This window comes from Lysinibacillus sphaericus, from assembly GCF_005217585.1.
In the GTDB taxonomy this organism is placed as follows: Bacteria; Bacillota; Bacilli; order Bacillales_A; family Planococcaceae; genus Lysinibacillus; species Lysinibacillus sphaericus.
The window spans coordinates 103396-127142 of sequence record NZ_SZPT01000005.1; the positions used below are offsets into that span (position 1 = coordinate 103396).

A 23747-nucleotide genomic window follows, 5' to 3' on the forward strand; every position below is an offset into this window, starting at 1 on the left:
CGCCCGTAGCAAAACAGACTATGGAGTAGCTCCATAGCCTGCCTTTTCTTTCCTTGATATACGATTGCGATGATCCAGTTGAATGCCGGTTAGCCATTGCAAAAATGCAGTAACCCCCGTTTTCACCGTTTCTAAGCGAAGTTCATTTTGTTTTGGATCAGGATAAATAAAGTCAATATGCCGTACACCTTCATTTTCACCAATCAGCTTTAAAATATCAAATAATTCATAGGCCGTTAATCCACCCGGTGTAGCAGCAGGTACATCTGGGGCAAACGTAATATCCAATGCATCTAAATCCACGGATACATAAATTCTATCTACCTCGTACATAAGCTGACGTAGCATTTCACGGATGGTCAATTGGATACCGTCACGTCGCATCTGCTTTAAAGTAATCATATGAATTCCTTGCTCACGAGCATAATAAATCATTTCTGGTGAATTAAAAAAGCCATGCAAGCCCACGTTATACATATGTTTTCCCTCTACAACGCCTGATGCGATTAGTTGATGAATCGGTGAATTCATTGCTAAACCTATATCTTCTTGATTTCTTGCATCTAGATGCGTATCAAGTTGAATAATGCCAATTCGCTCATTCGGAAAAGCATTTTTAATCCCTCTTAATGAACAAGCCGTGATTGCATGGTCGCCACCAATCAGGCAAGTGAAGCTTTTCTGATAAGCGATACTTAAATTTTCAGCAGCTGCCTCAATAGCAGATTCCGAAAGCATGCGATTGGTCGAGTCGATTGCCACGTCTCCAATATCAACAATTGCTAATGAACGCAAATCTACTTGTTCATCTAAATTATAAGATTGAAAGCTCGACCACGCTTTCCGAAAAGCAGTAGGATACTGTGCTTTTTTCATAGGATCGTTCGCATAAGATAATAAGGCGCCATAGACAATAATATCTACATCATTTGCATGTGGGTTTTGCTTTTGCTTAATCCACTGATGCATGCCTGAGCCGTTTTCTTGTTTCCATTGCCATTCAGGTTGGGTAAACATCTTAACCTACCACCTTCACACCTTTTTTCCAAACCTTTTTCACATGATTTACACCAAAAATATAATGTAACTTTTGATGATTATGGACATCCCACAGCACTAAATCAGCTTGTTTTCCAATTTCGATAGAACCTACGCGATCTTCAATTTGCAATGCACAAGCCGCATTATAGGTAGCAGCACACAAGCTTTCTGCCGGCGTCATTTTCATTGTAATGCATGCTAAGTTCATAACAAGTGGTAGCGAAATCGTTGGCGATGAGCCTGGATTACAATCAGTGGAAATCGCTACAGGTACACCTGCGTCAATAATATCTCGGGCACGTGCTGGTTTTTCACCTAAATACAATGCTGTTGCTGGTAACAAGCATGCAATTACGCCCGATTTAGCAAGTGCTTCAATACCTTCATCCGACACTTTTAATAAATGCTCAGCAGAAATAGCACCTACTCTTGCCGCAACATGCGCACCTTGATTTTCTTCAATTTCATCGGCATGTATTTTAGGTATAAGCCCTTGTGCCTTGCCAGCCAATAAAATACGTTCTGCTTGTTCGGGTGTAAAGACATCGACTTCACAAAACACATCAATAAATTTTGCAAGCTTTTCTTCCACCACCGCAGGAATCATCTCATCAATCACTAAGTTAACAAAGTGCTCTGGGTTTTCTCGATATTCTTCTGGTACTGCATGTGCGCCCATAAAGGTCGGAACAATGTCCATCGGATGCTTATTTTGCAATCGTTGCATAACCCGTAATTGTTTTAACTCGTTTTCTAAGTCTAAGCCATAGCCACTTTTACTTTCTAACGTCGTAACACCATGTTGTAAAAATAAGTCCAAGCGTCTCGTCGTCTGATTGAAAATATGTTCTTCTGTCAACGAGCGCATTTTTCGAGTTGTTGCATGGATGCCTCCCCCAGCATTCATAATGTCCATATAGCTCGCGCCTTCTAAACGCATCTCAAATTCATGTTCACGACTACCGCCAAAAACAACATGGGTATGAGGATCAATCAAACCGGGCGTGACAATTTTCCCTGTAGCATCGACAATCTCCGCTTCCTCTGCACGGGGTAAATATTTTAATATCATTTCTCGTGTTGTACCAAGATCTTGAATCACACCATCTTCCAGCCAAACACTTCCTCCTTCAATAATAGCAAGCTCTCGCATTGCTTCTCGTACTCGCGGACCTTTCTTGTCACTTGCAAGTGTTACTAATTGAGAAATATTTTGAATCCAAATTGGCTTTTGTTGCTTGTCCTTCATCCCTAACTCCCCTTTGTCTATGTATAACCCTCATCCGTTAAGTGAACTTATTACTATGATCTCACTAAAATTGTGAACACGCTTATTATTCTAAAGCAGCCCTATAGTAAGGTACTTACATCTTCGTCACGCCCTGCTCAATTCCCTCTTATTCTCTTAAAATTTCTATAAAACCTATCATCCATTAAGCTTGAGCACAAAATGAATCCTTATGTTCGGAACTGCGAATAGTCCCTTGCCAAATCTATAACATCCAGCGAGTTAATTTTTAGCGCACGTTTCATTGCTCGCTTAGAGCAGCAACTAGATTTCAAAACAAGACAAAAAAGCAATAACACTCTATACAGAAATGTTATTGCTTACATAGCATTGCTACCTCATACATGGAATAGCTTTGGAAATCATAGTCTCTTTGTAATTCTTGATAATATTGCAAAAGCTCCTCAAGCATCGCTAAATTTTTATCAATATGTCTTCCAAAATTATGCGGATGCCACCACAAATGATAAAAAGCCCCTTCCTTAGCAGCAGCAAGCATCCCTTCTTTAATTCGTTGTATCTTGCGATGCTCAAATGCACGTAAAATACGACTGTAAGGCCTTAAAAATGCACTTGCTCGGACATTAATAAATGCATCCTCTTTCATTTCTTCTAATCGGACCATATGATTGCCCGTAATATTAACATAGCTATCCAGCCATTTCATTGCGCCTAATGATAGTCGATTTTTTTTGGTGAACTTTTTCGGATTGTATAAATCATGCCGTTCATTTCCTCTATAGCAAACATAGCCTGCTTGCTGACACGCAGTAAAATAGTTGTCGTTTACCTGATTACGTGGAAAAACAATCGACTTCATCGGTGCAATATATCCTTCACAAATCATGGCCATCGCTTGTAAATCCGATTCAAAATCCGATTCAATTTGTCCACTCTCTAAACAATAATAATGCGAAAACGTATGACTACCAATTTCCTGATAAGGTGTTTGAATAATTTGTTCTATTAACGATTTGCCAAAGTGTAAAAGATCTTCTTGCTCATTTTCACCTACTTTTGCAAGTTGTGAATGTGCTGCATACTTCATCTGCTCGTACTTCACTGGAATGCCTCGCAAGTAGTGCGCCATTTCTCCCTTAGACTCCGCAAATAGTAAGCCAACAGTAGCCCATGTTGCATGAATTTCATATTCCTTAAACAGCATTAGGATTTTAGGTAAGGCCTGACGTACTCCATATAAGTTTTTATTATATTGCCCATACCTAAATACATCATGGACACCCCAATTTAGCTCAAAGTCCAAGGAAATAACAAAACCTCCATGATTTACTTTGCTTGCTATTTTCTCCACTTTTGCACGCCCAATAACAACGCACTTATTCTCGAATGTGCGATGTAACCAGAATATACGTTTACAACTTGTCCACCGAAACTCAATTTAAATTGACGAACCGTTTCGATATCTGTTAGCTCACCCATATCATATAGAACGAACCCTTGCTGTTTTAAATACATGAAATTGTGCCATAACAAGAAACGATTCGCATAGCGCATAGGACGTTTTAAATGTGTAGGTAATGCGCTAGCATGACAAGTCGCTACATAATAGGACATCGCTTTTTGTGCATGGACAATATCCAGTCGATAGCATAAGGTTTGTCCACAAATACTTCGCACCTCTGACAATAACAAAGCCTGTTGTTGATTTAATAGCATGATCGCTTCCATTTGAAGTTTATTTATTTGGTCGATTTTTTTCCTTTTGGCAAACTCATTATAAAACTGTTGAAATGCTCGTAAATTATCCTCTGATGGCTCTTTATATAAGAAAACTTGATAGGACTCTTCTTGTGCACGACGCAATAGTTTTCGAGTGTTTTTCGACAGTGCACTCAACATCATGTACTCATGATCTGTTAATCGAATATGAACCGCTTCACGCTTAATCAACTTACGACTTGGAACAAGTGAATGTGTGTGACAAACTAACTTCATCGGCTTTCTAGTATTTGCTAGCTTTTCTGCAAAGTAAATATGCTGCATCGCGATATTCCATCGCTTACTTCTAATGGATAGAATGAACATCGCCCCCACTCTCTGTGTAATTTTCTACATGATTGCGCTCATAACGAGCACATTTAAAATGCTTCATTCGAGAAATACGTTTATAGCCTATTTGTTGTAGACGTTTTCGCTTACGCCATTGCCAAAAACTTGCCGTTATCCACAGTGTTTTATCTGGTTTTACTTTTTGAATATATGCTGTGATAATGTCGATATTTTTATAGAGATCATAAGTTAAAAAATAGGTTTGCTTTGGCAACGGCTCAACAATTTGCAATGCATCCACACGTAAAGTTTCCGTATGTAAAGCAAAAGCAGGCTTACTCGTTTGAGCAAAGGAATCTTTATAGATGGTATATCCCTTAGACAATAAGGAAATAAGCTCTTCCTGATCGATTTGTATCGCCTCTTGAATCGTCATTTCCTCAAATAACTCTCCTACTGGTTGCTGTGGTATTACCCGATCAGCTGGGGATAACTCGTACAATTCCACGCGCTTTAAACGAACAAACTTTTCAACGAATTGTTGTCCATATTCTAGCCAATCTTTCCCTTTCCCATACTTTACTAAATAGCGTAAATGACCAAGCGTATGACGTGTCCATTTGACAACGCGTTGATTACTGCGCAACATTTCCTTTATGCGTTCCTTCCATACTAATCGTCTAAATAATAACTTGGCACGCTTCGTGTTACTACTGACCGCTAGCCGCCTTGTAAAATCAATGCCAGAACGCCACGCTAATTTAGAGGGCTCATAGCCAGTACTCATATCATACAAAAGGTAGTTTTCTGTAAAAATACGTTTTATTGTGGATTGATTCAGCAAATGGTCTACCCCAAAACTTGTAAAGTTTGGCTCATAACCGCTTGCATACATTACATAACGTCCCCGACAACAAATACCGTAATTAAAAGCGAGCCATTGATTGTCAAAAGCAAGAGCATCTACCTCGACTTGCATTGCTTCTCCTTTCAGGAGCATAAGCCTTTCAAAGAAATCTTTTTTCTTTCCTTCTGTAAAGCCACTCGTATCTAATTTTTTTACCCAACATCTATCGTATAACTGAAATAATACTCTTAGGTCTTCGTGTACAGGCGATTTCTTGCGCAAATAGCCAAATGTTCGCAGCTTATTTTTCCGACGTTCGACATCATGTATTTTTTCCCTTTCCTTAAAGTAGCTATCGAAATCAACTTCGCAAAAAGCGAGATAAGGTGTTACATCTCGAAATATACGAAGTTGTAATTGCTTTTCAACAAAATACTGTTCGATTACTTTTGTTGATTCTTTGCTTTCTAGTAATCCATGAAATGAAAATAATACATGGCGGTGCTTTTTCATAAGTTCATCAAATACGAACGTAATGGCAGAAAGTTGCCACTCTTTCCTTGCGACGATTCCTGTATAATGGGCTATTTTTTCACCTGTAAAGGCATATATGCGCACTCCCCAAAGCATTTTTACCGTGAATGGCAAAAATGCTATAATTTCCTCATTCTTTTGAACAGCATATAGCTCCACTCGTTCTTTTCTTCCTATCGTGATCCACCAGTTATAAAACCATGCGTATTCAATAAATGGATTATCATTTTGTTCATTCGCTAAAATGTCATCCCATATCTCCTTATAAAGCATAAGTTCATCGTCCGTTCGAATGCGAAGTAATTGCAATTTAATCACCCTTCTTAGCAAACTTTGAAATAGCTTGTTCATAAATATCGAGCGTCTTTTGATACATAGGCGAAAACGTAAAGTTTCGTAAAAAACGGCGTTCGCTTGCATCGCCCATTTTTTCACAAAGTGATTTATCTGTTAAAAGTTGTTTTAGCCTTTTTATTAATAGGCTCTGATTTTCATCGTCACGAGGAATTAAAAATCCATTTTCACCATCAGTCACTAACTCATTCACTCCACCAACATTCGTGGCAATAATGGGAAGCCCAGCCCTCATTGCTTCGATAATCGAAATAGGCAAGCCCTCCCAGTCGGATAACAATACAAAGATTTGACTTTCAGCAAGTAATGTTGTGACATCCAATTGATTGCCTAAAAAGGTCACTCTCTCTGATAACCCTTTGTCTTTCACATAATTTTCTAATGACAGTCGCAAAGAACCATCTCCAATAAATTGAAGATGCCAAGGGATGTCACGTAACGCCAACAAAGCTTCTAGCAATTGATCCTGTCTTTTCGGTATCTCAAAGCGAGCGACCATAACAAGTTGAGGCTGTTCATTCCGTACTCTCTTTGGTGCCATTACGCTTTCTAAATGTTCTATCCCATTGTGAATGGTCTGCATTTTATGAGCGGGTGCAATTCCTTTCGTTAGCGCCAACTTGTGATCATAATCAGATACAGTAATAATTTTTGTTGTCAATGGTTGGACAGTTTTTTCAAGCTGACGATACATTAATTGTTTTTTTGGCGGCACACCCTCTGTAAAGCTCCAGCTATGCGCAGTAAAAATTGTTGGGATACGTAAAAGACGACCGGCAACACGTCCAATGGCACCTGCTTTAGAAGAATGTGCCGCAATAATATCAGGCTGAATTTTTTTACAAGCTGCTCGTAATTGCCACAGCGCTTGCATATCTTTTGTCAGATGTATTGCTCGCTGCATGGCTGGGATACGAATGACTTCAATTTGCGCCTCTTGTAAGCGCCATAATGATGGATCATAACTCCCCGTCACAATCGTCACTTCATGAGCATCTTGCTTTAATTTTATGGCAAGCGCTTCGACATGCTTTTGAGCGCCACCTACTTTATCCATACGTGTTATTAGTTGAACAATCTTCAGTATCCTCCACCTCCTGCTTTTAATAAGCACCTGTTCTGGCCAGTACGACAAAAAGTGTTTTCACAACAATTTTTACATCCATCCAAAAAGTTACATGGTCCACATAGTGAAGGTCATAGGAAATTTTTTGTCCATGCGATATATTAGAGCGGCCGTTAATTTGGGCAAGCCCTGTTAAACCTGGCCTTACTTCTAAACGACGTGCTTGTAATGCGCTATAGCTATTTGTAATTGCAGGAATTTCAGGCCTGGGCCCAACAATACTCATATCACCTTTTAATACGTTGAGAAGTTGTGGAATTTCATCAATGCTTAACTTACGAAGAACTGCTCCAATTTTTGTAATGCGCGTATCTTGGTCAGTTTTAAAATAGTAATCATCTGGTATACCATCTGTACATATCACAGGCATATTGACAGGTGTTGCCTGTATGGACATGGTCCTTAATTTCCATATGATAAAACGCTGATGATCATATCCCGTTCGAATTTGTTTGAAAAAGATGGGGCGTCCAGTAGTAATAAGTAATAGGAGGAAAATAGCTATCATAAGAGGGATTGTTAAAAACAATAAAATAAGTGCCCCTACTATATCAAAAATTCGTTTTCCATACTGACCGTAAAATGTGAGTGTCTCGGCTGTCTGTACGTGCAATACATCATCCTTTTCATTTTTTTAGTGCTTAACTTTATATATTCATTTCGCCCATTTATAGAACTATTTCAGTCCAAGTAAATACTATGTAAAAATGACAAAAGGAATTACGCTAGAAAAACTTCTAGCATAATTCCTTTCATCATTAAATCGTTGAGGTGGATGGTTGACCATCAGTCGTATGTTCAATTTGAAGGTGACATTCAATTTGCACATTTCCCTTTAAAGCTTTACTAATCATACAAGTTTGTTCTGCTTTATATGCTAATCGATTAATACGTCTTTCCTCACGCTCCGTTAGATGAGCTACTTTGACATTCGGTTTGTGGATAATTTTTTCATATGTAAAAACACCATCCGTTACGTCGACAAATCCTTCTGCCTCCATTGATAATGTCACGACAGGAATTTTAGAATTTTCAAGTAAAGCGGCAAATGTGATTAAATAACACGTTGCGGAAGCACCCAATAACATCTCATCCGGATTTGTTCCTATTCCTGGCCCATTCATTTCCCGAGGAATAGATACATGTGTTTTCAAATGAGTGGCTGATAAATTGCCTGTACCATTTCTTCCTTGTGACCAAGATAAATTCATACTAAACTTATGTTGCATATTGAATTTGCCCCCTTCAACTCTAAAACTTTAAATTATAATACAATGTTGAAAATGCCCATCCTGCCATATGAATGAATAACAGAATCCCTAATACTTGGGCAGTAGAAAACTGCGTACCAAGAATCACTAAAAGGAGTAGCAGATAAATGGAGATAATCGTTATTTTCCAACCAGTCGCCAGTGAATGAACTGTAATTTTTTCATATCTTTCATCTAGCCCATTTTTACGTGCAGCCATTCTACGTCCCCACCAAAGTCCAAAAACACCGCCTGAAAGTCCTAATACGATACCAAGTAAACCTAGCATTTGTTCCAAAGTCATCATTCATCACTACCTTCCTCAAAAATAAATACTTCTTCAATACTTAGTTGAAATGATTTTGCAATCTTATACGCCAGTTCTAAAGACGGATTATAACGACCATTCTCTATCGAAATAATCGTTTGTCTCGAAACACCTAGTTTTTCGGATAGTTGTTCCTGTGTCCAACCAAAGGAAGCCCTCAGCTCTTTTATGCGCTGTTCCATTTTTCACCACCCCTATGTAAAGCTAACTTTACGTAAAGTGTACTTTACTTTTTTTATTTTGTAAAGCACCCTTTACATATTTTTTCTTAAATTTTCCAAACTGCATTCTCGCATTTTTCTTTCCTATGGGCAATTGCAACAAGCATTAGAAAACAGCACTACTAATTTTATGGTAAAATAGAAAAAACATTTTTTTAGGAGAATTAATAATGACTTTAACAAAGCAACAAGCATTACAAGCACTAAATAAAAACAAATTTATCGGTTTTACGATTACGACAGGAAACATTATTATGAAAAAGGTAAATAAAACTGACTATAATATTTTTGTCTATGAAGAAGGTAGCGACAAACCATTACATTATGTAGGCTCCATTATGAATGTAATGGCAACAATGAGCGATAAAGCTTCCAATAAAGATTTTATTGTCGTTGACCAACTTCCAGAGGAACAGGAGCCCGAAGCGCCTGCTAAAGAACAAAAACCTGTTGACAAGGCAGTTATTAAAACAACTAATTTAGATGAAGAAAGCCGTGCAATTGCAGGCTATGAAGGACTCTATGAAATAACAGCAAGCGGGCGAATTATGACAGTGCGAGAAAATCGTCCACTCGCTCGTTGTAATGACGAATACGGTTTTCATATTGTCCGCCTAACAAAAGACGGCACAGCGTCAAATCATAATGTCTTCGAACTATGGAAGCAGACATTCCCAGAGCTTGAACAAACACACTTTAAAGGTGCCTTAAAAGCGAAATACGGCACAGGCTGTAAGCTAATTGACAAACCTGGCATTCACTTTTAATTTGATTTTTGCTAATGCACTACGTTAACAAAATATCATCTGCATTACAGCATGACAGTTACAATTAAAATTAGACAAGCTAAAAAATCCTTAGCATCCATAAAAGATGCTAAGGATTTTTGTTATATAAGTAAGGAAAGTATGGCTAGATGCCAAATATGCTCTAATTTATGCCCTTGTTTCAACAAATATTTTTCCCATTTTTCCTGTTGACGATATATTTTTTTCCATTTTAAAAATTGATTGACCCATACACGTTCTACCTTTTGAAATCCCAATGCTGACAACTTCTTACGTTTCCGCCATTCAAACCAATTGGCAGACGTACAAATTGCTCGCCCTTCCCGTTGCACTTCCCCGACTATTATTTGGAGGTTCGGTAGTTCATAATTTTTAATATATGTAGTATTTGGTGGCAACTCCTGTATAAATCCAATTGCTTCTTCACGAATCAATTGATCATGTCGCAAATAAGCGACTTCCTGATTGGTTTGTCCGTACAGTTTATAGCCTTTAAAATAATGCATAAGGAGCTCGGAACGCTTATCGTGTTCCAGTAAGGATTGAATATAGATTTCACGAAAGTTCGATTTGTTATGACCTCGTTTTGTCTGTAAATAATAAATATGAAATACCCGTCCACTAAGAACCCTACATTTTAGCATTGAAAACCACTCGTGCAAAGTTGCCTTTGTCAACCAGTATCGCATTTCTCCTAATGTATTACGTTTCCATTCAACCATTCTACGATTTGCTTTTACTATTGTTAAAACCGTTTCATGGAGCACCATTGCATTTCGAAATAGTCGTTCCCTAATACCTGTCGTACTCATAATGAATTTTCTTGTAAAATCTAAATGAGTATACCATTCAAACTTATACGGTTCGTAGCCACTGCCAAAATCGTATAGTTGTAAGTTTGTACTATGTGCTTGCAGCATATTTTCCTTCTCGATCAATCGTCCAGGTCCGAACATATTGAAATCCGGCTCATGCCCCATTGTGTGACAAAAGTTTCTACCTCGACAGCAAATATCTACTGTAAAGCCAATCCAGATATTTTCAAATTGCAACCGATGAACTTTTAAAGCAAGTGCTGCATCTTGTTGTTTTGCGAGCTGTTCAATAAATGCCCGCGTCCGCTCCTTTGTAAATCCACTCGTATCTACTTTCTTTTGCCATCTTCTTTCGAACAACTGAAACATATTATCTAAATTTCCATCATCAACTTTTTGAAACGTAAGTTGACCATATTCTTTTAATCGTTTCTCTCGACGATGAATACTTTTAAATTTACGCTTATGCTTCTTTAAAAAATCCGGTAATTCAATTGCTCTAAAATCTATATAAGGTGTGACCACACGAAAAATTGAATGGGGCAATTGTCGTTCTAAAGTAAACTTTTCTAAAATCTGAGAAGTATCCTTACTTTCAAGCAAACCATGGAACAAGAAAAGAACCCGTTTATATTGGTTTATCAGTTCTTTTAATAAATATTGCACCACTCGCTCTTTCCAAATTTTTTCGGAAATCACCTCCATATAAGAAGCAAGTCCTTGTCCTAAAAAGCTAAATTGATGAATGCCACCAAATCGAATAGCATGAACAAATGGAAAAAATGCAATGGGCTCTCCACTATGCTCAACTACGTAAATTTCCACATTTTCTTCGCACCCAAGTATCGACCACCACGTCGACACCCAACCATACTCTATAAATGGATTATCGTTTTTTTCACGTTCAAGTATCTTAGTCCAAGTTTCCTTATACGACTCAAGCTCGTCAATCGTTGTCACGAGTCTATACTCTAGCACGTGTGTAGTCACTCCTTTTTGCCTTCAATAACAAAGCATCACGTTCTTTCCAAACGCTTATTTTCTAGTGTTACACTTCGCATCCTATTTCAGCACTTAGTAGCCACTATATTCATATAAGAACAAAATTAGAACAACTAGCACGGTCCTTGATCATAATCCAATGAATGAAAGAGACTGGCACAAAAGCGAAAAAGTGTTAGATTAACTGCAATCAATCTAACACTTTTTGCTATGTCGTTGATGGCTGTTACCGTTAACTAGTTACTCTTTCCGCTTTCCTACAAAAATCCATATCAAGAGCACTACGCTATACAGTATAGGCATATAAAATAAACTTCCTGCATCCACTCCATTTTTGACAGCAATGCCGATAAGAGCCCAAATAATAACTAGTGGAAACACAACATCCACTTCTACAGTGCGTATATAAATAGCAAGACATGTAGCGACAAAGAGCAATAAATTTGCCCACCATATTTCAGAGATACCAAAGCCATTCCATTGATAATACTTCAGTACAAAACTAATATTCGCCATTAAGGCTACACTAATCCAGCCTAAATAAATCGAGAACGGTAATCTTCCTGCAAAACGAGTATCCCCTTTTGGATAACTACTGTATATCAAGATTAAGCTTATAAGGAGACCTACCATCATTACAATGGATAATACGAAATATGCATAATGCCAACATAAAAGCCACGCAATATTAAACAGACACGTTAATGTAACAAGATTGATAATGGCGGTCTCCTGATTTTCTGTTTTCGAAAAGAAATGAATAAAAATCCATATTCCCAAAACAATATAAATCACAATCCAAATGGCAAAAACATAGCCTGCTGGTGTGAAAAGTACCTCTATTTGATTGGATATTTCCGCTGTTGTTTTGCCATTAATACCGATTGTACTTGCTAAACCATTGATTATAATCATTGCTATATAGCTTAACAGTGCAACCCACTTCATAGCCATCCCTCCTTATTTTTATCTATATAAGGTACTATATAGCCTTTTAATTATTGATATACATGTTTCCTTTAAAAACACGCTCTCCCCTTTTATACCTGTAGTGGCTACTTTTAAAACAGTCCATGATGAACAGATACTGCTCGTTTCTACTCAAGGACATAAAAAAAATAGAATGATCTACAGTTGGAGATCGTTCTATCTTAGTGAAAATCTATCAGCATATGTGTTAATTACAAATGCATGGCTGTCTGATATAAACTATCGGCTGTGCTAGCAACAGTGCGTGTTTCGTTCCCAATAGAGCTAATTACCTTTTCTAAATTTTTTACATCCGTTTCTACCTGTACAATACATCGCTCATTTTCCACAATAGCTTGGAGGATATCGTGAAATTTCGATTGTGTTTCAACAGCAGCCTCAACACCATCTGCCACGCTTTCTTCAATACGATCTATCATTTCAACTGCACGCATCGTTAAAGAGGTAGATGTTTGAACAAGCTTCGTAATTTCCTCGACAGATTGTTTTGACTGTTCAGCTAAATTGCGTACCTCCTGAGCAACTACCGCGAATCCTTTACCATGTTCACCTGCTCTTGCCGCTTCAATAGAGGCATTTAAGGCAAGCAAATTGGTTTGATCTGCAATGGCTTTGACGAGCAAAACAATATCAATAATACGATCCGAAGACTCTTTTAAGTTGCCAATTAATGTGCCCATTTCTTCTGTCCGGTTATATATATGGCGCATCTCTTGTTCCAACTTCATGACATGTTGATTACCAACATCTGCATCTTGATTAATATGATGAACAGTCTCGACATTTCTTTCAATTATTTGTGCAATCATCGTCGTTTGCACATCTACTTCATCAATAGACGAATTTGTTTCTTCAGTTAAATTAGCCAAATCTTGACTGATTAAAGATATTTTTTGTTTTAACTCATTTTTAATGTGATTGTATTGATCATTTCTTATTTTAACGTTTTCCTTTTCGTATTCTTCCAACACAATTTGCATTTCAAGATTAATTAATTTTGAAATGGTTAACATAATTTGCTCACGAAGAGCAGGTGCTGTCATCTCTTTCACAATCAAATTGATGATTGCTTCTTGGATATGTTGAAAAGTACCCATATACCACTTTGGCTCTAGACCAATTTTAAAATGCATGCGAGCTAGCTTTCTTTTTCTTTCAATTGCTTCTACATTAAAAGCTCCATCAAACATTGCAATTAAATAGTTCCCTAATGTTTTTTTCAAGCGATCGATTTGGGTACGCTCCTCAATGATTTTACGCAACGATGGAACTGCGAGTATGTTTTGGTAAAATACAGCCGTTACTTCTTCGATACCGTCGCGAACAAATGGCTGACATGCTTTTATTATGTAGAAATCTTCTCGTTTAAGCCCTATTAATACCATCTGTTTTTCTAACTCTGGCATAGTAGACAATTCAATAACTGGTTCAAAGCCATCCTCCAAACTAAACAATTCATCTTTAGAAGCTTCTAACTTCCGTTTCCACCATTTCGCCACATTCTCCACCTCAATCACATAATTGTTTAGTACCTGTATATCATGAAAAATTAAATATTGTCAAACTATTAGATATAATAGTTATACAAAAATTATACAAATTATGTTTTATCGTTTAAAATAGAGCTATAGGTTTAAATTTTCCACTTGATAAATCTACAGTATAATTGTTATGATAATTCGATACTTTTCAAACTGGAAAGAGGGTTGACGAACAATGACATCTGTCAATTCAACAACATGGCATTATAATATTAAACAAGTTTCTGAAGTAACGGGTCTTTCTAAGCAAGTCATTCGAAAATGGGAAGAACGCTATCAACTTGTTGAACCAAAACGATTAGACAACGGTCATAGAGTTTACACAGAACAAGATATTCAAATACTACTAAAGGTACGAAAACTATCCGAACAAGGATATTCTATAAAACAAGCGGCCACAGTTGTCAAAACAATGGAGCCAGAACAAGAATCAGATTCTAAACCAATTCCTGTTCCAACTATCCATCACGAAATGAACGATTATGTTTTTCTTCTACTAGAAAAAGGGGCGCATTGTGACGAAATTGAAATTAACCGAATTCTTCAAGATGCCCATTATGCGCTTGGCTTACCCAAATTTCTATCGACTGTAGTTATTCCTTTGTTACATGAAGTAGGTATGCGATGGGAAAAAGCGGAATGGTCAGAATATCAGGAAGCTGTTATCACGATGGTGATCCGAGATTATTTAGTACAGATTAGACGCAACTATCAATATAAAGACAACGCCCCGCTCATTATGGGGGCATGTTTACCAGGGGAATATCATGAAGTCCCACTCCATATTTTGCTTTTACAAGCGATGTTGCTTGGATGGAAGTCATTTTTAATAGGGAGCTCACCTGCACTAGGGGCAATTGAATCGCTCGTTTCGAAGTTTCAGCCTCAAATTGTTATATTGTCCGCTCTAACAACTATGCCTTTTGAAATGCACCCTGCTCTCTTACAGCAATTAGAGGATTTTGCTTCAAAGTATCCATCTATACAATTTTATTTAGGTGGAGCTGGCGCAATCGAATATACAAAAGATAAAGACTTACATTTCATTACCATTGCTCAAACGATTGAAGAAGTCTTCCAATAACCCTATACGGTCTACAGATGGAAGGGAAGCTTGATACTGCTCCTTTTCATTTGTATGAGCTGTAACTTTTTATTTGCTAATTAATGTTTTCCTGCTCTACATAGATAGTGAGATTGTATATTTTTAACAGCGTATCCTCATATAAACCCTTGAAATGCATATATTTTGTAAAACGGACTTCAGATTATAATGGGGCGGGGGAATTTCGCAGTTGAGTGCAATGATACTTGGAGGATTTCTTTTTTTCAGCGTGAGTATAGGAGGAACAATTGCTTGGGTTTTCTCTAAGCTTTTTCAACATACAACCCAGGGCTTATCATTATTATGTGGCGGATTTTTATTGGGATTGCTTATACTAGACATCATTCCATCCTCATTTCAAATGTACAAGTCTTTTGGCATCATACTAGGCATTCTCATCGGCTATTTAGTTTTTCAACTACTTAGTAGTTTATTTCACCCGACTAATTATCAAAATCCCTCCGTTTCCTTGCTCGCCATTGCAATGGTCATTCATACAATCCCAATCAGTCTTACAGTAGGTAATTTACTAGGAAACTCTGCATTAAGTATAACGATCACAGCTTCCATTATTCTTCATCATCTTCCTGAAGGATTTGCACTTACAACAGCTTTTCTCTCACAAAGTGAAAAGCTATGGAAGCTATTTATTTATTTCATCGGATTCTCCATTTTCTTTATCATTTTTATTTTAATTGGTCAGTATTGGGATTTAACAATAAGAGCACAAGGAATATTAATGGGCTTATCAATCGGATTAATCGGTACGGCTAGTATTTCAGAGTTTATTTTGCACCACGTACAAACAGTCACTTGTAAAGCCTTTCTCACCTATATATTATTAGGCTATTTTTTAAGCTATATGTTCCACGTACTTGCAGGATGAATTGTGTCAAAATTGTTTCGGTGACTGGCACGTAAAAAAAACCACTTTTGCCTTAGCAAAGTGGTTTTTTACTCTTACTATTTATTTACTGTCATCAGTGTAAGCGATAAGATTTTCGTAAATTGCGCACGAGTCAAATTGCCTTTTGGATTAAACTTACCATTTGCGCCTTCAATAATTCCTAATTGCTGTAATAAGCCAATCGATGCTACCGCTTCCTGACGCATGTCACCTTTATCTGTAAAAGTATTATTTTTATTAGCCTTTTCTACATCGAATTCCACTGATTCCAAGTAGCTTGCCGTTACATGAGCCATTTCCTCACGTGTAGCCGGTTTATTTGGTTCAAAATTTTCACCATCAAAAATTTCGAGTAATCCATACTCTTGTAAAATCGCTACTTCCTTTGCCCCCCAGAAACCTTGCATATCTTTGTATGTAGCTGGACCTTCATAATCTTCATTAACATCTAGTCCTGAAGCACGGAAAATCATTGCAGCTAATTGTCCACGTGTTACTTGACCATTCGGATTAAACGTTGTATCCGTAACACCTGTCACTATTCCAGCTTGATAAAGTAATTGGATATAGTTTTCAGCCCAGTGACCAATTGCATCTGTAAAATAACCACCTGGTTTAAGATCAAAATCTGCACGGTTTAATACTGTCAACCAATCATTCACATCTTTATTACTTGCAGTTTGCCATTTCCCTTCTGCATAAACTTCAGCTTTGTAACTATTACCAGATTGAATAAAGCGCATTTGCATAGCATCACCAAATAGCTTTTTAATTTCTTCGTAGTTTTCTTTAAACTCTTTTTCACCCTCAGGATATAAGTTTGACCCATCTGAATAGCTATCCATTACTGCCTTTAGTGAAATTTTCAAAGTAATGCTATTTTTAGTTGTTACTACAGTCATATTATCAGGATTGTCAATACCTAATTCTGAAAGTAATAGCATTTTGTAGATATCTTGATAAGACATAGACTGCGCTTGGTTTGTTGCTACAACAACCTGATTTGGATGAATAATATTGGCAATATTGTCATTGCCTTGAGCTTGTGCTTGTGTAGCAAAACCTCCTGTAAAACAAGCAATACTTAAAGCTCCAGCTAAAATCGTTTTCTTCATTTTTCTTTCCCCTTTCAATTCATAAATTTAGTGTACTAAATCATCTGTTAACAAATCTATAAATATATGTAAATTATTCAAAATTATAATAAAGTCCTATATTTCAAAAACTAAATTCACCGTCTAAATAATTAGTTACATAGGTCTAATTGATTAATACATTTATTTACAAAAGGGATAACTACTCATCTTGCATAGTCCTTTCAACTCATAATATTAACCTTTGTACAGTACGCATCTAGTATCAGAGACCTCTATCAAAAAAAAATGGTAGCGCCGTTATTTTTATTCCCCATCAGCACATACTTTAAAGAGATAATTTTTTATAGTAATCAGACATATTTTTATATCATTATAATAATTGAGTTTATTATTTGATTTTAGTTCGTTGGAAGCAGTACTATGGGAGTGTAACAAGGAAATCATTTTGTAACAAAACTATTATATCGATGTAACATTATCAGAGGAGGAAGTCAGATGAATTATCAAAATATTACTGTAGCAGGAAGCGGAGTTTTAGGAAGCCAGATTGCTTATCAGTCTGCTTTTAAAGGATTTAACGTTACTGTATACGATATTAATGACGAAGCTTTAAAAAATGCGCAAGAGCGTATTACAAAGTTAAAACCATTGTACCAGCACGATTTAGGTGCCACACAGGAAGAAGTGGATGCTGCTTACGCTCGTCTATCATTTAATAGTGATTTAGCAGATGCTGTAGCAAATGCTGATTTAGTTATCGAAGCTATTCCTGAAGTTGTAAAAATTAAAACTGAATTCTACACAAACCTTGGTAAAGTTGCACCCGCAAAAACAATTTTTGCTACGAACTCATCGACTTTATTACCTAGCCAATTTGCAGAAGCAACAGGGCGTCCAGAGAAATTTTTAGCATTACATTTTGCTAATACTATTTGGGTAAACAATACTGCTGAAATTATGAAACACCCAGGTACAGATATGAAAGTATTTGATGAAGTGGTGGAATTTGCACGTGCAATCGGCATGGTACCACTACCTTTATATAAAGAACAGCCTGGCTATATTTTAAACTCTTTACTAGTGCCATTTTTAGATGCAGCAGAAATGCTATTAGTGAAAGAAGTAGCTGACCCTGAAACAATTGATAAAACATGGATGATTGGTACTGGCGCTCCTCTTGGTCCATTTGCTATTTTAGACGTTGTAGGTATTAATACAGCCCATAACATTGTAGAAGCAAAAGCTGCCGCTACAGGGGATGAAAACATGAAAAAATTAGCTAACCTATTGAAAACAGAGTATATCGATAAAGGTAAATTAGGACGAGCTACAGGTGAAGGCTTCTACCAATACCCTAACCCAAGCTTCGCTAAACCCGATTTCCTAAAAGGCTAGTGCCTGTCACTCATACAATTTAAGCCGCAACATGTCGCACTTAGCGCATGTTACGGCTTTTTTTAGTGCCTGTCACCCACACAATTTCACCATTTATCGATTTAATACTTTTCCCTGAGCACTCACTATTTTAATGTCATATGTACGCTTCTGAGATTGCTCATTTCGGTTTTGAAAATTAATTATTTCATAAACTGTCTCTTCCATCTCCAGCGCTAATTTTTCCGCGTCTTTCTCAGAACTATCTATTGTCGTTTGGATAGTAATGAAAGACTGGTGATCCGTCGTTACATGTTTGAATACTGTATAACTTTCAAGACTTTCCACAATCGTTTTAATAAAATTGGATACCCCATTATCGAGATTGATATCCTCTTCATCCCGTGAGGTTAATTCCCAGCGTTCAAAAACAAGCGTATAGTCCATAAATGGAGAGTTTGCTATCACACTTTTAGCAATTTGTTCCATATCCTTTGTTACCAAATTAAAATAATCTTCGTCCGCAACAACTTGTAACACCAATTCTTTCTTTGGTGTCGTTTTCACATCTACTCCAACATATATTGCACGCAACTTATCTTTCAATGTAGCCATACTTAATTGTTCTTGACTAACGAATGAACCCTGCCCTTCTTTATTTTCTGAAGTATCGGCTACTAAAAGCCTATCGACAAGGTTAAAAGTAACTATAGCTACTAGCAATACACCAACAAACATTACTATTTTTCTCAACATGCATACCCCCTAATTAGAAGGTATGACATAGAAAACATAAAAAATGCCATCATCCACACGATGGGTTCTTGCAAATTTGCTTTGAATAATAGAATACGGAAGAATTAAAACATTTCATTACTTTTAAAAAAGTTCTTGAGAAACATTTTTAATCATATTACCTTAGCTAAAGAAGGAGGACAATACAATGAAAATCACAATTGAAGAATTACCCGCTTCAAAAATTGCCTTTTTTAGAAACGTTGGTCAATATGGTGAACGGCAAAACAAAGGGTTAATGGAGTCTTTTAAACAATGGGCACATTTAAATGACTTGTTGAACCAATCAGCCATATTCGGCATAGCGCAAGATAATCCCGAAATAACACCTAAAGAGCAATGCCGTTATGATGTCGGCATAATGATTCATAAAAATTTCCATGTGTCAAAACCTGCACATGTTGGTACATTTAGCGGCGGGAAATACGCTGTTTTCTTGCTCGACCATACTAAAGAAGCAATCAGCACATTTTGGAGCACTGTCTTTTCAGAAATCGAGCAACATCAGCTAATCATGAGACAAGAACCAATAATTGAAAGATATACGTCGCAAATGATTGATAATCATTTATGCGAAATATTAGTTCCGATTCAGTAAAGTATTCGAATTGACTTCTCAGGATTAACGCTTACTGCAAAATAAGAGACAAAGGAAAGATGTTCATAAATTTTTTATTATGCGAACTTAGCCATTAATGCTTTTTCAAAAATAAAAAATTAGAAGTGTTCACTAGTAGTTGGGAGCGAAGGCGATGACTCTAGCTCAGAACAGCACACGATATAAGACGCGAGCATTCTGCGCGTTAGCGACGGTCGCGAAAGGAAAGCACCGCCGTAGCGGACAACAACGGCGCAGCAAAAAAGTGTTAGATTGAAGCTAATCAATCTAACACTTTCTGCGCATTTTATTAATTTACATTTTGCAAAATTTTACCGTCATTCATTTTAATGACTTGGTCTGTATACATAAGCATTTCTTCATCATGTGTAACCATTAACGTCGTGATATTTAATGTTTTAGTAAGATTTCGAATTAACTCCATTACGTCCTTCGATCGTTTCGAATCGAGACTTGCTGTTGGCTCATCTGCAAAGAGCACTTTCGGTTTATGAATAATCGCTCGGGCAATCGCAACTCGTTGCTTTTCCCCACCTGATAATGAAGAAGGATAGGCATTTTTGCGATGATCCATCCCTACTAATTTTAAAATACGCTCTACCTCTCTTTGCTGCTCGTGTTTCTTTAATGGCGTTTCAGATACTTCCAACATCAGCAGGAGCTGTTCTTCTACTGTAAGAAACGGAACTAAATGTGCAAATTGAAAGACAAAGCCAAATTTACTTGCCCGTACTTGTCGAACTTGATCTGCACTTAATGTCGTCATGTTTTTCCCTTCAAAGATTACCTGCCCATCGGTTGTAGGTTGCAAACCTGCTGCAATCGTTAGCAAAGTACTTTTACCAGAACCTGAAGCGCCCACTAATGCTGTTACTTCACCTTCCTTCAGGGTCAGGTTAATGCCTTTTAATATTTCTTCCTGCACTTCACCATTTGTAAACGTTTTTCTAACATTCTCCATTGTAAATTTTGTCATATTAGACCTCTCCTTGTTGTATCGCTTGTAATGGTTGAATTTTTTTAATTTGGATCCCTGAAATGGTAGCCCCGATAAATCCAATAATAAGGAATACAATCGACAATTGCGTTATTGTAGCAAAACTTAAACTAAATGGCATTCCTTGTGGTGCAAACTGATTAAAAACTTGACTTAGTGTAATAGATAGCACCAGAGAAATCACAGTAATCACAATCATTTGTGTCCAAATCATTTTGAATAACTTACTTGTTTTTAAACCAATTGCTTTTAAAATACCGTATAAGCCAATCTTCTGAACGTTCATCATATAGAAAAAGATTGCAAACAGCATGCCACTAATGACAACTAAAAACCAGACAATCATATTAAGAGACATTTGTTCTGCGCTATAACTCGGTATCGTATTTAAAAAATCACTTTTTGAAAAAGCTTGTAATCCTGTATACGCTTGTGAGGCATCCCCATCTGGTGTAAACACTAATTGCATTTCTTTAACTCGATAAATTTCTTGGTAATCTTCCATACTAATATAGGCTACTGGCGCATGGCTATATTTCTTTTGTTCAACAAAATCTTTTACAATAAACTTGCCACTAAACTGATTGTTCGTTACTGTATCGCCTATCTGTATACCTTTATCCTTTAATGAGCTATCTAAAATAATTTCTTCATGTTTAACAGTTGCAAATAACGGCGAATCGGTAGCTGTTACAAATGCCACGCTTTGTTGCTTTCCTGCCTTATCATTGATAAAGCCCATTTGAATAGAAAAGGCAACAGCATCTTTTTGTTTGCTTAAAATTTCATCTTGGGTACTGCTATCTATTCTAGACAGATTATATGTTTCATCTGCATCTTCATTCATGTAAAACTGCCCCGCTGGCAAATCTTTAATAAGCGCAGCATTGTCTTGCGATAATCCATTTGCCAAACCCGAAATAATAAAGGTTAATAAACTCACCAGAAAAACAATCGAACCTAAAATCACAAATCGCACTTTATTTTTCTTCATTTCTTTTAAAGCTAGGTTCATTTTAAACCCCTCCTATTTCTTTTTACATTCTTAGAATATAGAGTCAACATGAACACAACATGAACTGAAAATGAACGGAAGATGAACTAAACATTACAGTTCAATATCGCTGCCGCTTGCTATTCAAACAAAAATAAAAAACCTCCTACGCATAATGACGTAGAAGATTGTGTAAATGGTGATGGAAGCTCGTTAACCGCGGTAACGCTAAACGGCTAAAATATCGCTCCTAAAATGTTACAAGTAATGTTTTTGAATTACTCGCATTAATTTATTGGCATTTTCTTCACTAATTGAGAACATCGTTTGTCTAAAGTTAAAACCTTGTCCACAAATAGCTTTCATTTCAGAAGCACTTAATGGACGCTTTAATTTACAAAAATCTTGTAAAGGTGTATTTGTCTCTGCATTAGTATAGCCATTATAATCTTGCTTGTTATATTTACCGGAACCTTTTCCGTATCCTACAATTCCAGCGCCGCTTTTATAAAGAAATACAATATCGCCCTTTTGAATCTTTTCTATTTTTTCTTGCCATCCTTTATGATAAGCCGCTGCTTTCTTTTCATCTAACATTTCATCTGTCGTTAGTGGATTATTGGTATGATTCGTGTTTAAAACGTAGGCGCTACTCTCATATTCTAAATAACTTTCAATTGGCGAATACATATTAAACTCAATATAATGTTCACCATTGACTTCAAATATCCAGTAGACAATGGCATCAATAGTCAAACCGTTCTTCTTCCAATAAATAATTGCTTCTACCGTTTGTTGGTCTAAGCCATTTGTCATAACAATGAAATGTTGCTTATTATTAAACATCTCTTGGGTAATTTGATTACTTGCGTCTTTATCAAAATACTGCTTATGGGCATCCATTAACGATATATTGCCTTGGCTATATTTGAGGTATTTTTCATTGAGCTCATCGTAACTACTATTGCCGAATAATTGACCATATCTCAATACTTGTAGCAAATTCTCTTGATTTGAACCCCATCTTTTCAATTCAAATATATATAAATCGCCATCTTTATCAACTGCTAAAATATCGGGTTCTTCTTGTCTTGGACGCTCGTTAAATATTGTCATTAAATCTTTGCTAGATATGAAATCTTGCAGATGTTTAGATACTAACCTTTCTAAATCCTTCTCTTTCCAACCAATCGCATCAAGACTCACTCTTTTTACCTTTTCATAATCCCAGGAGGACTTATTTAATTTATATAACATGTAGACCATTTCCTTTCATTAAATAGTATCAAATCTATTATTTCACCTATTGTAAATATTTTCAATATCAGTACCCATGACATAAGTAGTTTACAGATAAACCATTTTTCTCTTACTAAAGTCTTTTACACATAACAAATGAACCACCATTAAATGACATTATTTTTCGCCCAATAAAAAAAACCTCGCCATTTTACCCGAATTATAGGTGGTAAAATATAGTGCAAATTGTACTTTGGCAATGATTTTCCTTATGCTATTCTTTATTGTAGAAAATTGAATAGGCAAACCTAAAGAAATTTAGGGACGCAAAGCTATAGGGACTAAGGTTTTTAATAACTATGTCTGCCAGTTGCCGAAGAGTACATACTACTTTTTGTTTAGTAAGGACGTAACACACAACCCACTGATAATTGTATATTAATATAATTTACGAAAGGCATTTTTTAGTGCTATTTATTATAATG

General features: G+C 36.6%; 23 protein-coding genes and 1 riboswitch. Of the genes, 5 read left to right on the top strand and 18 right to left on the bottom strand.

What is annotated here, in order from left to right:
* Positions 1-18 precede the first annotated feature (18 nt).
* The 10 genes from FC748_RS17950 to FC748_RS17995 form a co-directional block, all read right to left on the bottom strand.
* Positions 19-1017, bottom strand: coding sequence for an agmatinase family protein (locus FC748_RS17950; protein ID WP_025220422.1), 999 nt, complete (start codon positions 1015-1017; stop codon positions 19-21).
* A gap of 1 nt (position 1018) precedes the next feature.
* Positions 1019-2290: an imidazolonepropionase gene (gene hutI / locus FC748_RS17955; RefSeq protein ID WP_024364221.1), complete on the bottom strand. Its 1272-nt coding sequence runs from the start codon at positions 2288-2290 to the stop codon at positions 1019-1021.
* A 352-nt stretch (positions 2291-2642) separates the two neighbouring features.
* On the bottom strand, positions 2643-3641 hold the full coding sequence (locus FC748_RS17960) for a polysaccharide deacetylase family protein (protein ID WP_025220424.1): 999 nt from the start codon (positions 3639-3641) through the stop codon (positions 2643-2645).
* Positions 3629-4375 (bottom strand): GNAT family N-acetyltransferase, encoded by a 747-nt coding sequence (locus FC748_RS17965; RefSeq protein ID WP_233433832.1) that lies wholly within the window; start codon positions 4373-4375, stop codon positions 3629-3631. Before FC748_RS17965 ends, FC748_RS17960 begins: the two co-directional genes overlap by 13 nt.
* The gene (locus tag FC748_RS17970) at positions 4356-6029 is read right to left on the bottom strand and encodes a GNAT family N-acetyltransferase (RefSeq protein ID WP_108031004.1); all 1674 of its coding nucleotides are present in this window, start codon (positions 6027-6029) and stop codon (positions 4356-4358) included. Before FC748_RS17970 ends, FC748_RS17965 begins: the two co-directional genes overlap by 20 nt.
* 1 nt (position 6030) lies before the next feature.
* Positions 6031-7209 carry a glycosyltransferase family 4 protein gene (locus tag FC748_RS17975; RefSeq protein WP_244311204.1) on the bottom strand — a complete coding sequence of 393 codons (1179 nt, stop codon included), beginning with the start codon at positions 7207-7209 and terminating at the stop codon, positions 6031-6033.
* Positions 7178-7813 (bottom strand): sugar transferase, encoded by a 636-nt coding sequence (locus tag FC748_RS17980; RefSeq protein ID WP_108031006.1) that lies wholly within the window; start codon positions 7811-7813, stop codon positions 7178-7180. Before FC748_RS17980 ends, FC748_RS17975 begins: the two co-directional genes overlap by 32 nt.
* 145 nt (positions 7814-7958) lie before the next feature.
* The gene (locus FC748_RS17985) at positions 7959-8429 is read right to left on the bottom strand and encodes an SACOL1771 family peroxiredoxin (protein WP_108031007.1); all 471 of its coding nucleotides are present in this window, start codon (positions 8427-8429) and stop codon (positions 7959-7961) included.
* A 22-nt stretch (positions 8430-8451) separates the two neighbouring features.
* On the bottom strand, positions 8452-8757 hold the full coding sequence (locus FC748_RS17990; RefSeq protein WP_227665378.1) for a hypothetical protein: 306 nt from the start codon (positions 8755-8757) through the stop codon (positions 8452-8454).
* Positions 8754-8960, bottom strand: a complete 207-nt coding sequence (locus tag FC748_RS17995; protein WP_024364213.1) for a helix-turn-helix transcriptional regulator — start codon at positions 8958-8960, stop codon at positions 8754-8756. The genes FC748_RS17990 and FC748_RS17995 overlap by 4 nt, the downstream gene beginning before the upstream one ends.
* Before the next feature lie 209 nt (positions 8961-9169).
* Here FC748_RS17995 and FC748_RS18000 point away from each other — a divergent pair, with 209 nt between their 5' ends.
* Complete coding sequence (locus tag FC748_RS18000) at positions 9170-9766, top strand: NUMOD4 domain-containing protein (RefSeq protein WP_024364212.1); 597 nt, start codon at positions 9170-9172, stop codon at positions 9764-9766.
* A 122-nt stretch (positions 9767-9888) separates the two neighbouring features.
* Here the strand turns inward: FC748_RS18000 and FC748_RS18005 are convergent, their stop codons facing one another.
* The 3 genes from FC748_RS18005 to FC748_RS18015 form a co-directional block, all read right to left on the bottom strand.
* Positions 9889-11580 (bottom strand): GNAT family N-acetyltransferase, encoded by a 1692-nt coding sequence (locus tag FC748_RS18005; RefSeq protein WP_025220428.1) that lies wholly within the window; start codon positions 11578-11580, stop codon positions 9889-9891.
* Between the two features lie 264 nt (positions 11581-11844).
* Positions 11845-12552 carry a TspO-related membrane protein gene (locus FC748_RS18010; protein WP_038509917.1) on the bottom strand — a complete coding sequence of 236 codons (708 nt, stop codon included), beginning with the start codon at positions 12550-12552 and terminating at the stop codon, positions 11845-11847.
* A 233-nt stretch (positions 12553-12785) separates the two neighbouring features.
* Complete coding sequence (locus FC748_RS18015) at positions 12786-14093, bottom strand: globin-coupled sensor protein (protein WP_238600219.1); 1308 nt, start codon at positions 14091-14093, stop codon at positions 12786-12788.
* 217 nt (positions 14094-14310) lie between these two features.
* Here FC748_RS18015 and FC748_RS18020 point away from each other — a divergent pair, with 217 nt between their 5' ends.
* The gene (locus FC748_RS18020) at positions 14311-15219 is read left to right on the top strand and encodes a MerR family transcriptional regulator (RefSeq protein ID WP_025220431.1); all 909 of its coding nucleotides are present in this window, start codon (positions 14311-14313) and stop codon (positions 15217-15219) included.
* Between the two features lie 220 nt (positions 15220-15439).
* Positions 15440-16126, top strand: coding sequence for a ZIP family metal transporter (locus FC748_RS18025; RefSeq protein ID WP_233433845.1), 687 nt, complete (start codon positions 15440-15442; stop codon positions 16124-16126).
* A 77-nt stretch (positions 16127-16203) separates the two neighbouring features.
* Here FC748_RS18025 and FC748_RS18030 read toward each other — a convergent pair whose 3' ends face one another.
* Positions 16204-17262 carry an S-layer homology domain-containing protein gene (locus tag FC748_RS18030; RefSeq protein WP_024364206.1) on the bottom strand — a complete coding sequence of 353 codons (1059 nt, stop codon included), beginning with the start codon at positions 17260-17262 and terminating at the stop codon, positions 16204-16206.
* Between the two features lie 459 nt (positions 17263-17721).
* Between FC748_RS18030 and FC748_RS18035 the strand changes: the two genes are divergently transcribed.
* On the top strand, positions 17722-18639 hold the full coding sequence (locus FC748_RS18035; protein ID WP_338016146.1) for a 3-hydroxyacyl-CoA dehydrogenase: 918 nt from the start codon (positions 17722-17724) through the stop codon (positions 18637-18639).
* 93 nt (positions 18640-18732) lie between these two features.
* On the opposite strand, the gene FC748_RS18040 is transcribed toward FC748_RS18035, so the two are convergent.
* Positions 18733-19371 (bottom strand): hypothetical protein, encoded by a 639-nt coding sequence (locus tag FC748_RS18040; protein WP_137036915.1) that lies wholly within the window; start codon positions 19369-19371, stop codon positions 18733-18735.
* A gap of 190 nt (positions 19372-19561) precedes the next feature.
* On the opposite strand from FC748_RS18040, the gene FC748_RS18045 reads away from it, so the two are divergent.
* Positions 19562-20011, top strand: coding sequence for an AraC family transcriptional regulator (locus FC748_RS18045; RefSeq protein ID WP_025220435.1), 450 nt, complete (start codon positions 19562-19564; stop codon positions 20009-20011).
* Positions 20012-20321: 310 nt separating this feature from the next.
* Here the strand turns inward: FC748_RS18045 and FC748_RS18050 are convergent, their stop codons facing one another.
* The 3 genes from FC748_RS18050 to FC748_RS18060 form a co-directional block, all read right to left on the bottom strand.
* Positions 20322-21008, bottom strand: a complete 687-nt coding sequence (locus FC748_RS18050) for an ABC transporter ATP-binding protein (RefSeq protein WP_108031008.1) — start codon at positions 21006-21008, stop codon at positions 20322-20324.
* Position 21009: 1 nt separating this feature from the next.
* Complete coding sequence (locus tag FC748_RS18055; RefSeq protein ID WP_025220436.1) at positions 21010-22044, bottom strand: ABC transporter permease; 1035 nt, start codon at positions 22042-22044, stop codon at positions 21010-21012.
* A gap of 237 nt (positions 22045-22281) precedes the next feature.
* Positions 22282-23280: a PDDEXK family nuclease gene (locus tag FC748_RS18060; protein ID WP_108031009.1), complete on the bottom strand. Its 999-nt coding sequence runs from the start codon at positions 23278-23280 to the stop codon at positions 22282-22284.
* 273 nt (positions 23281-23553) lie between these two features.
* Positions 23554-23640: riboswitch (cyclic di-GMP riboswitch) on the top strand.
* Positions 23641-23747: the final 107 nt, after the last annotated feature.

Coding starts and splice junctions, on each gene's coding strand:
- FC748_RS18020 (WP_025220431.1), top strand. CDS start 14,311: ATGACATCTGTCAATTCAACAACATGGCATTATAATATTAAACAAGTT.
- FC748_RS18025 (WP_233433845.1), top strand. CDS start 15,440: ATGATACTTGGAGGATTTCTTTTTTTCAGCGTGAGTATAGGAGGAACA.
- FC748_RS18030 (WP_024364206.1), bottom strand. CDS start 17,262: ATGAAGAAAACGATTTTAGCTGGAGCTTTAAGTATTGCTTGTTTTACA.
- FC748_RS17990 (WP_227665378.1), bottom strand. CDS start 8,757: ATGATGACTTTGGAACAAATGCTAGGTTTACTTGGTATCGTATTAGGA.
- FC748_RS18055 (WP_025220436.1), bottom strand. CDS start 22,044: ATGAACCTAGCTTTAAAAGAAATGAAGAAAAATAAAGTGCGATTTGTG.
- FC748_RS18045 (WP_025220435.1), top strand. CDS start 19,562: ATGAAAATCACAATTGAAGAATTACCCGCTTCAAAAATTGCCTTTTTT.
- FC748_RS17965 (WP_233433832.1), bottom strand. CDS start 4,375: ATGTTCATTCTATCCATTAGAAGTAAGCGATGGAATATCGCGATGCAG.
- FC748_RS17950 (WP_025220422.1), bottom strand. CDS start 1,017: ATGTTTACCCAACCTGAATGGCAATGGAAACAAGAAAACGGCTCAGGC.
- FC748_RS17985 (WP_108031007.1), bottom strand. CDS start 8,429: ATGCAACATAAGTTTAGTATGAATTTATCTTGGTCACAAGGAAGAAAT.
- hutI (WP_024364221.1), bottom strand. CDS start 2,290: ATGAAGGACAAGCAACAAAAGCCAATTTGGATTCAAAATATTTCTCAA.
- FC748_RS18060 (WP_108031009.1), bottom strand. CDS start 23,280: ATGTTATATAAATTAAATAAGTCCTCCTGGGATTATGAAAAGGTAAAA.
- FC748_RS17995 (WP_024364213.1), bottom strand. CDS start 8,960: ATGGAACAGCGCATAAAAGAGCTGAGGGCTTCCTTTGGTTGGACACAG.
- FC748_RS18010 (WP_038509917.1), bottom strand. CDS start 12,552: ATGAAGTGGGTTGCACTGTTAAGCTATATAGCAATGATTATAATCAAT.
- FC748_RS18000 (WP_024364212.1), top strand. CDS start 9,170: ATGACTTTAACAAAGCAACAAGCATTACAAGCACTAAATAAAAACAAA.
- FC748_RS18050 (WP_108031008.1), bottom strand. CDS start 21,008: ATGACAAAATTTACAATGGAGAATGTTAGAAAAACGTTTACAAATGGT.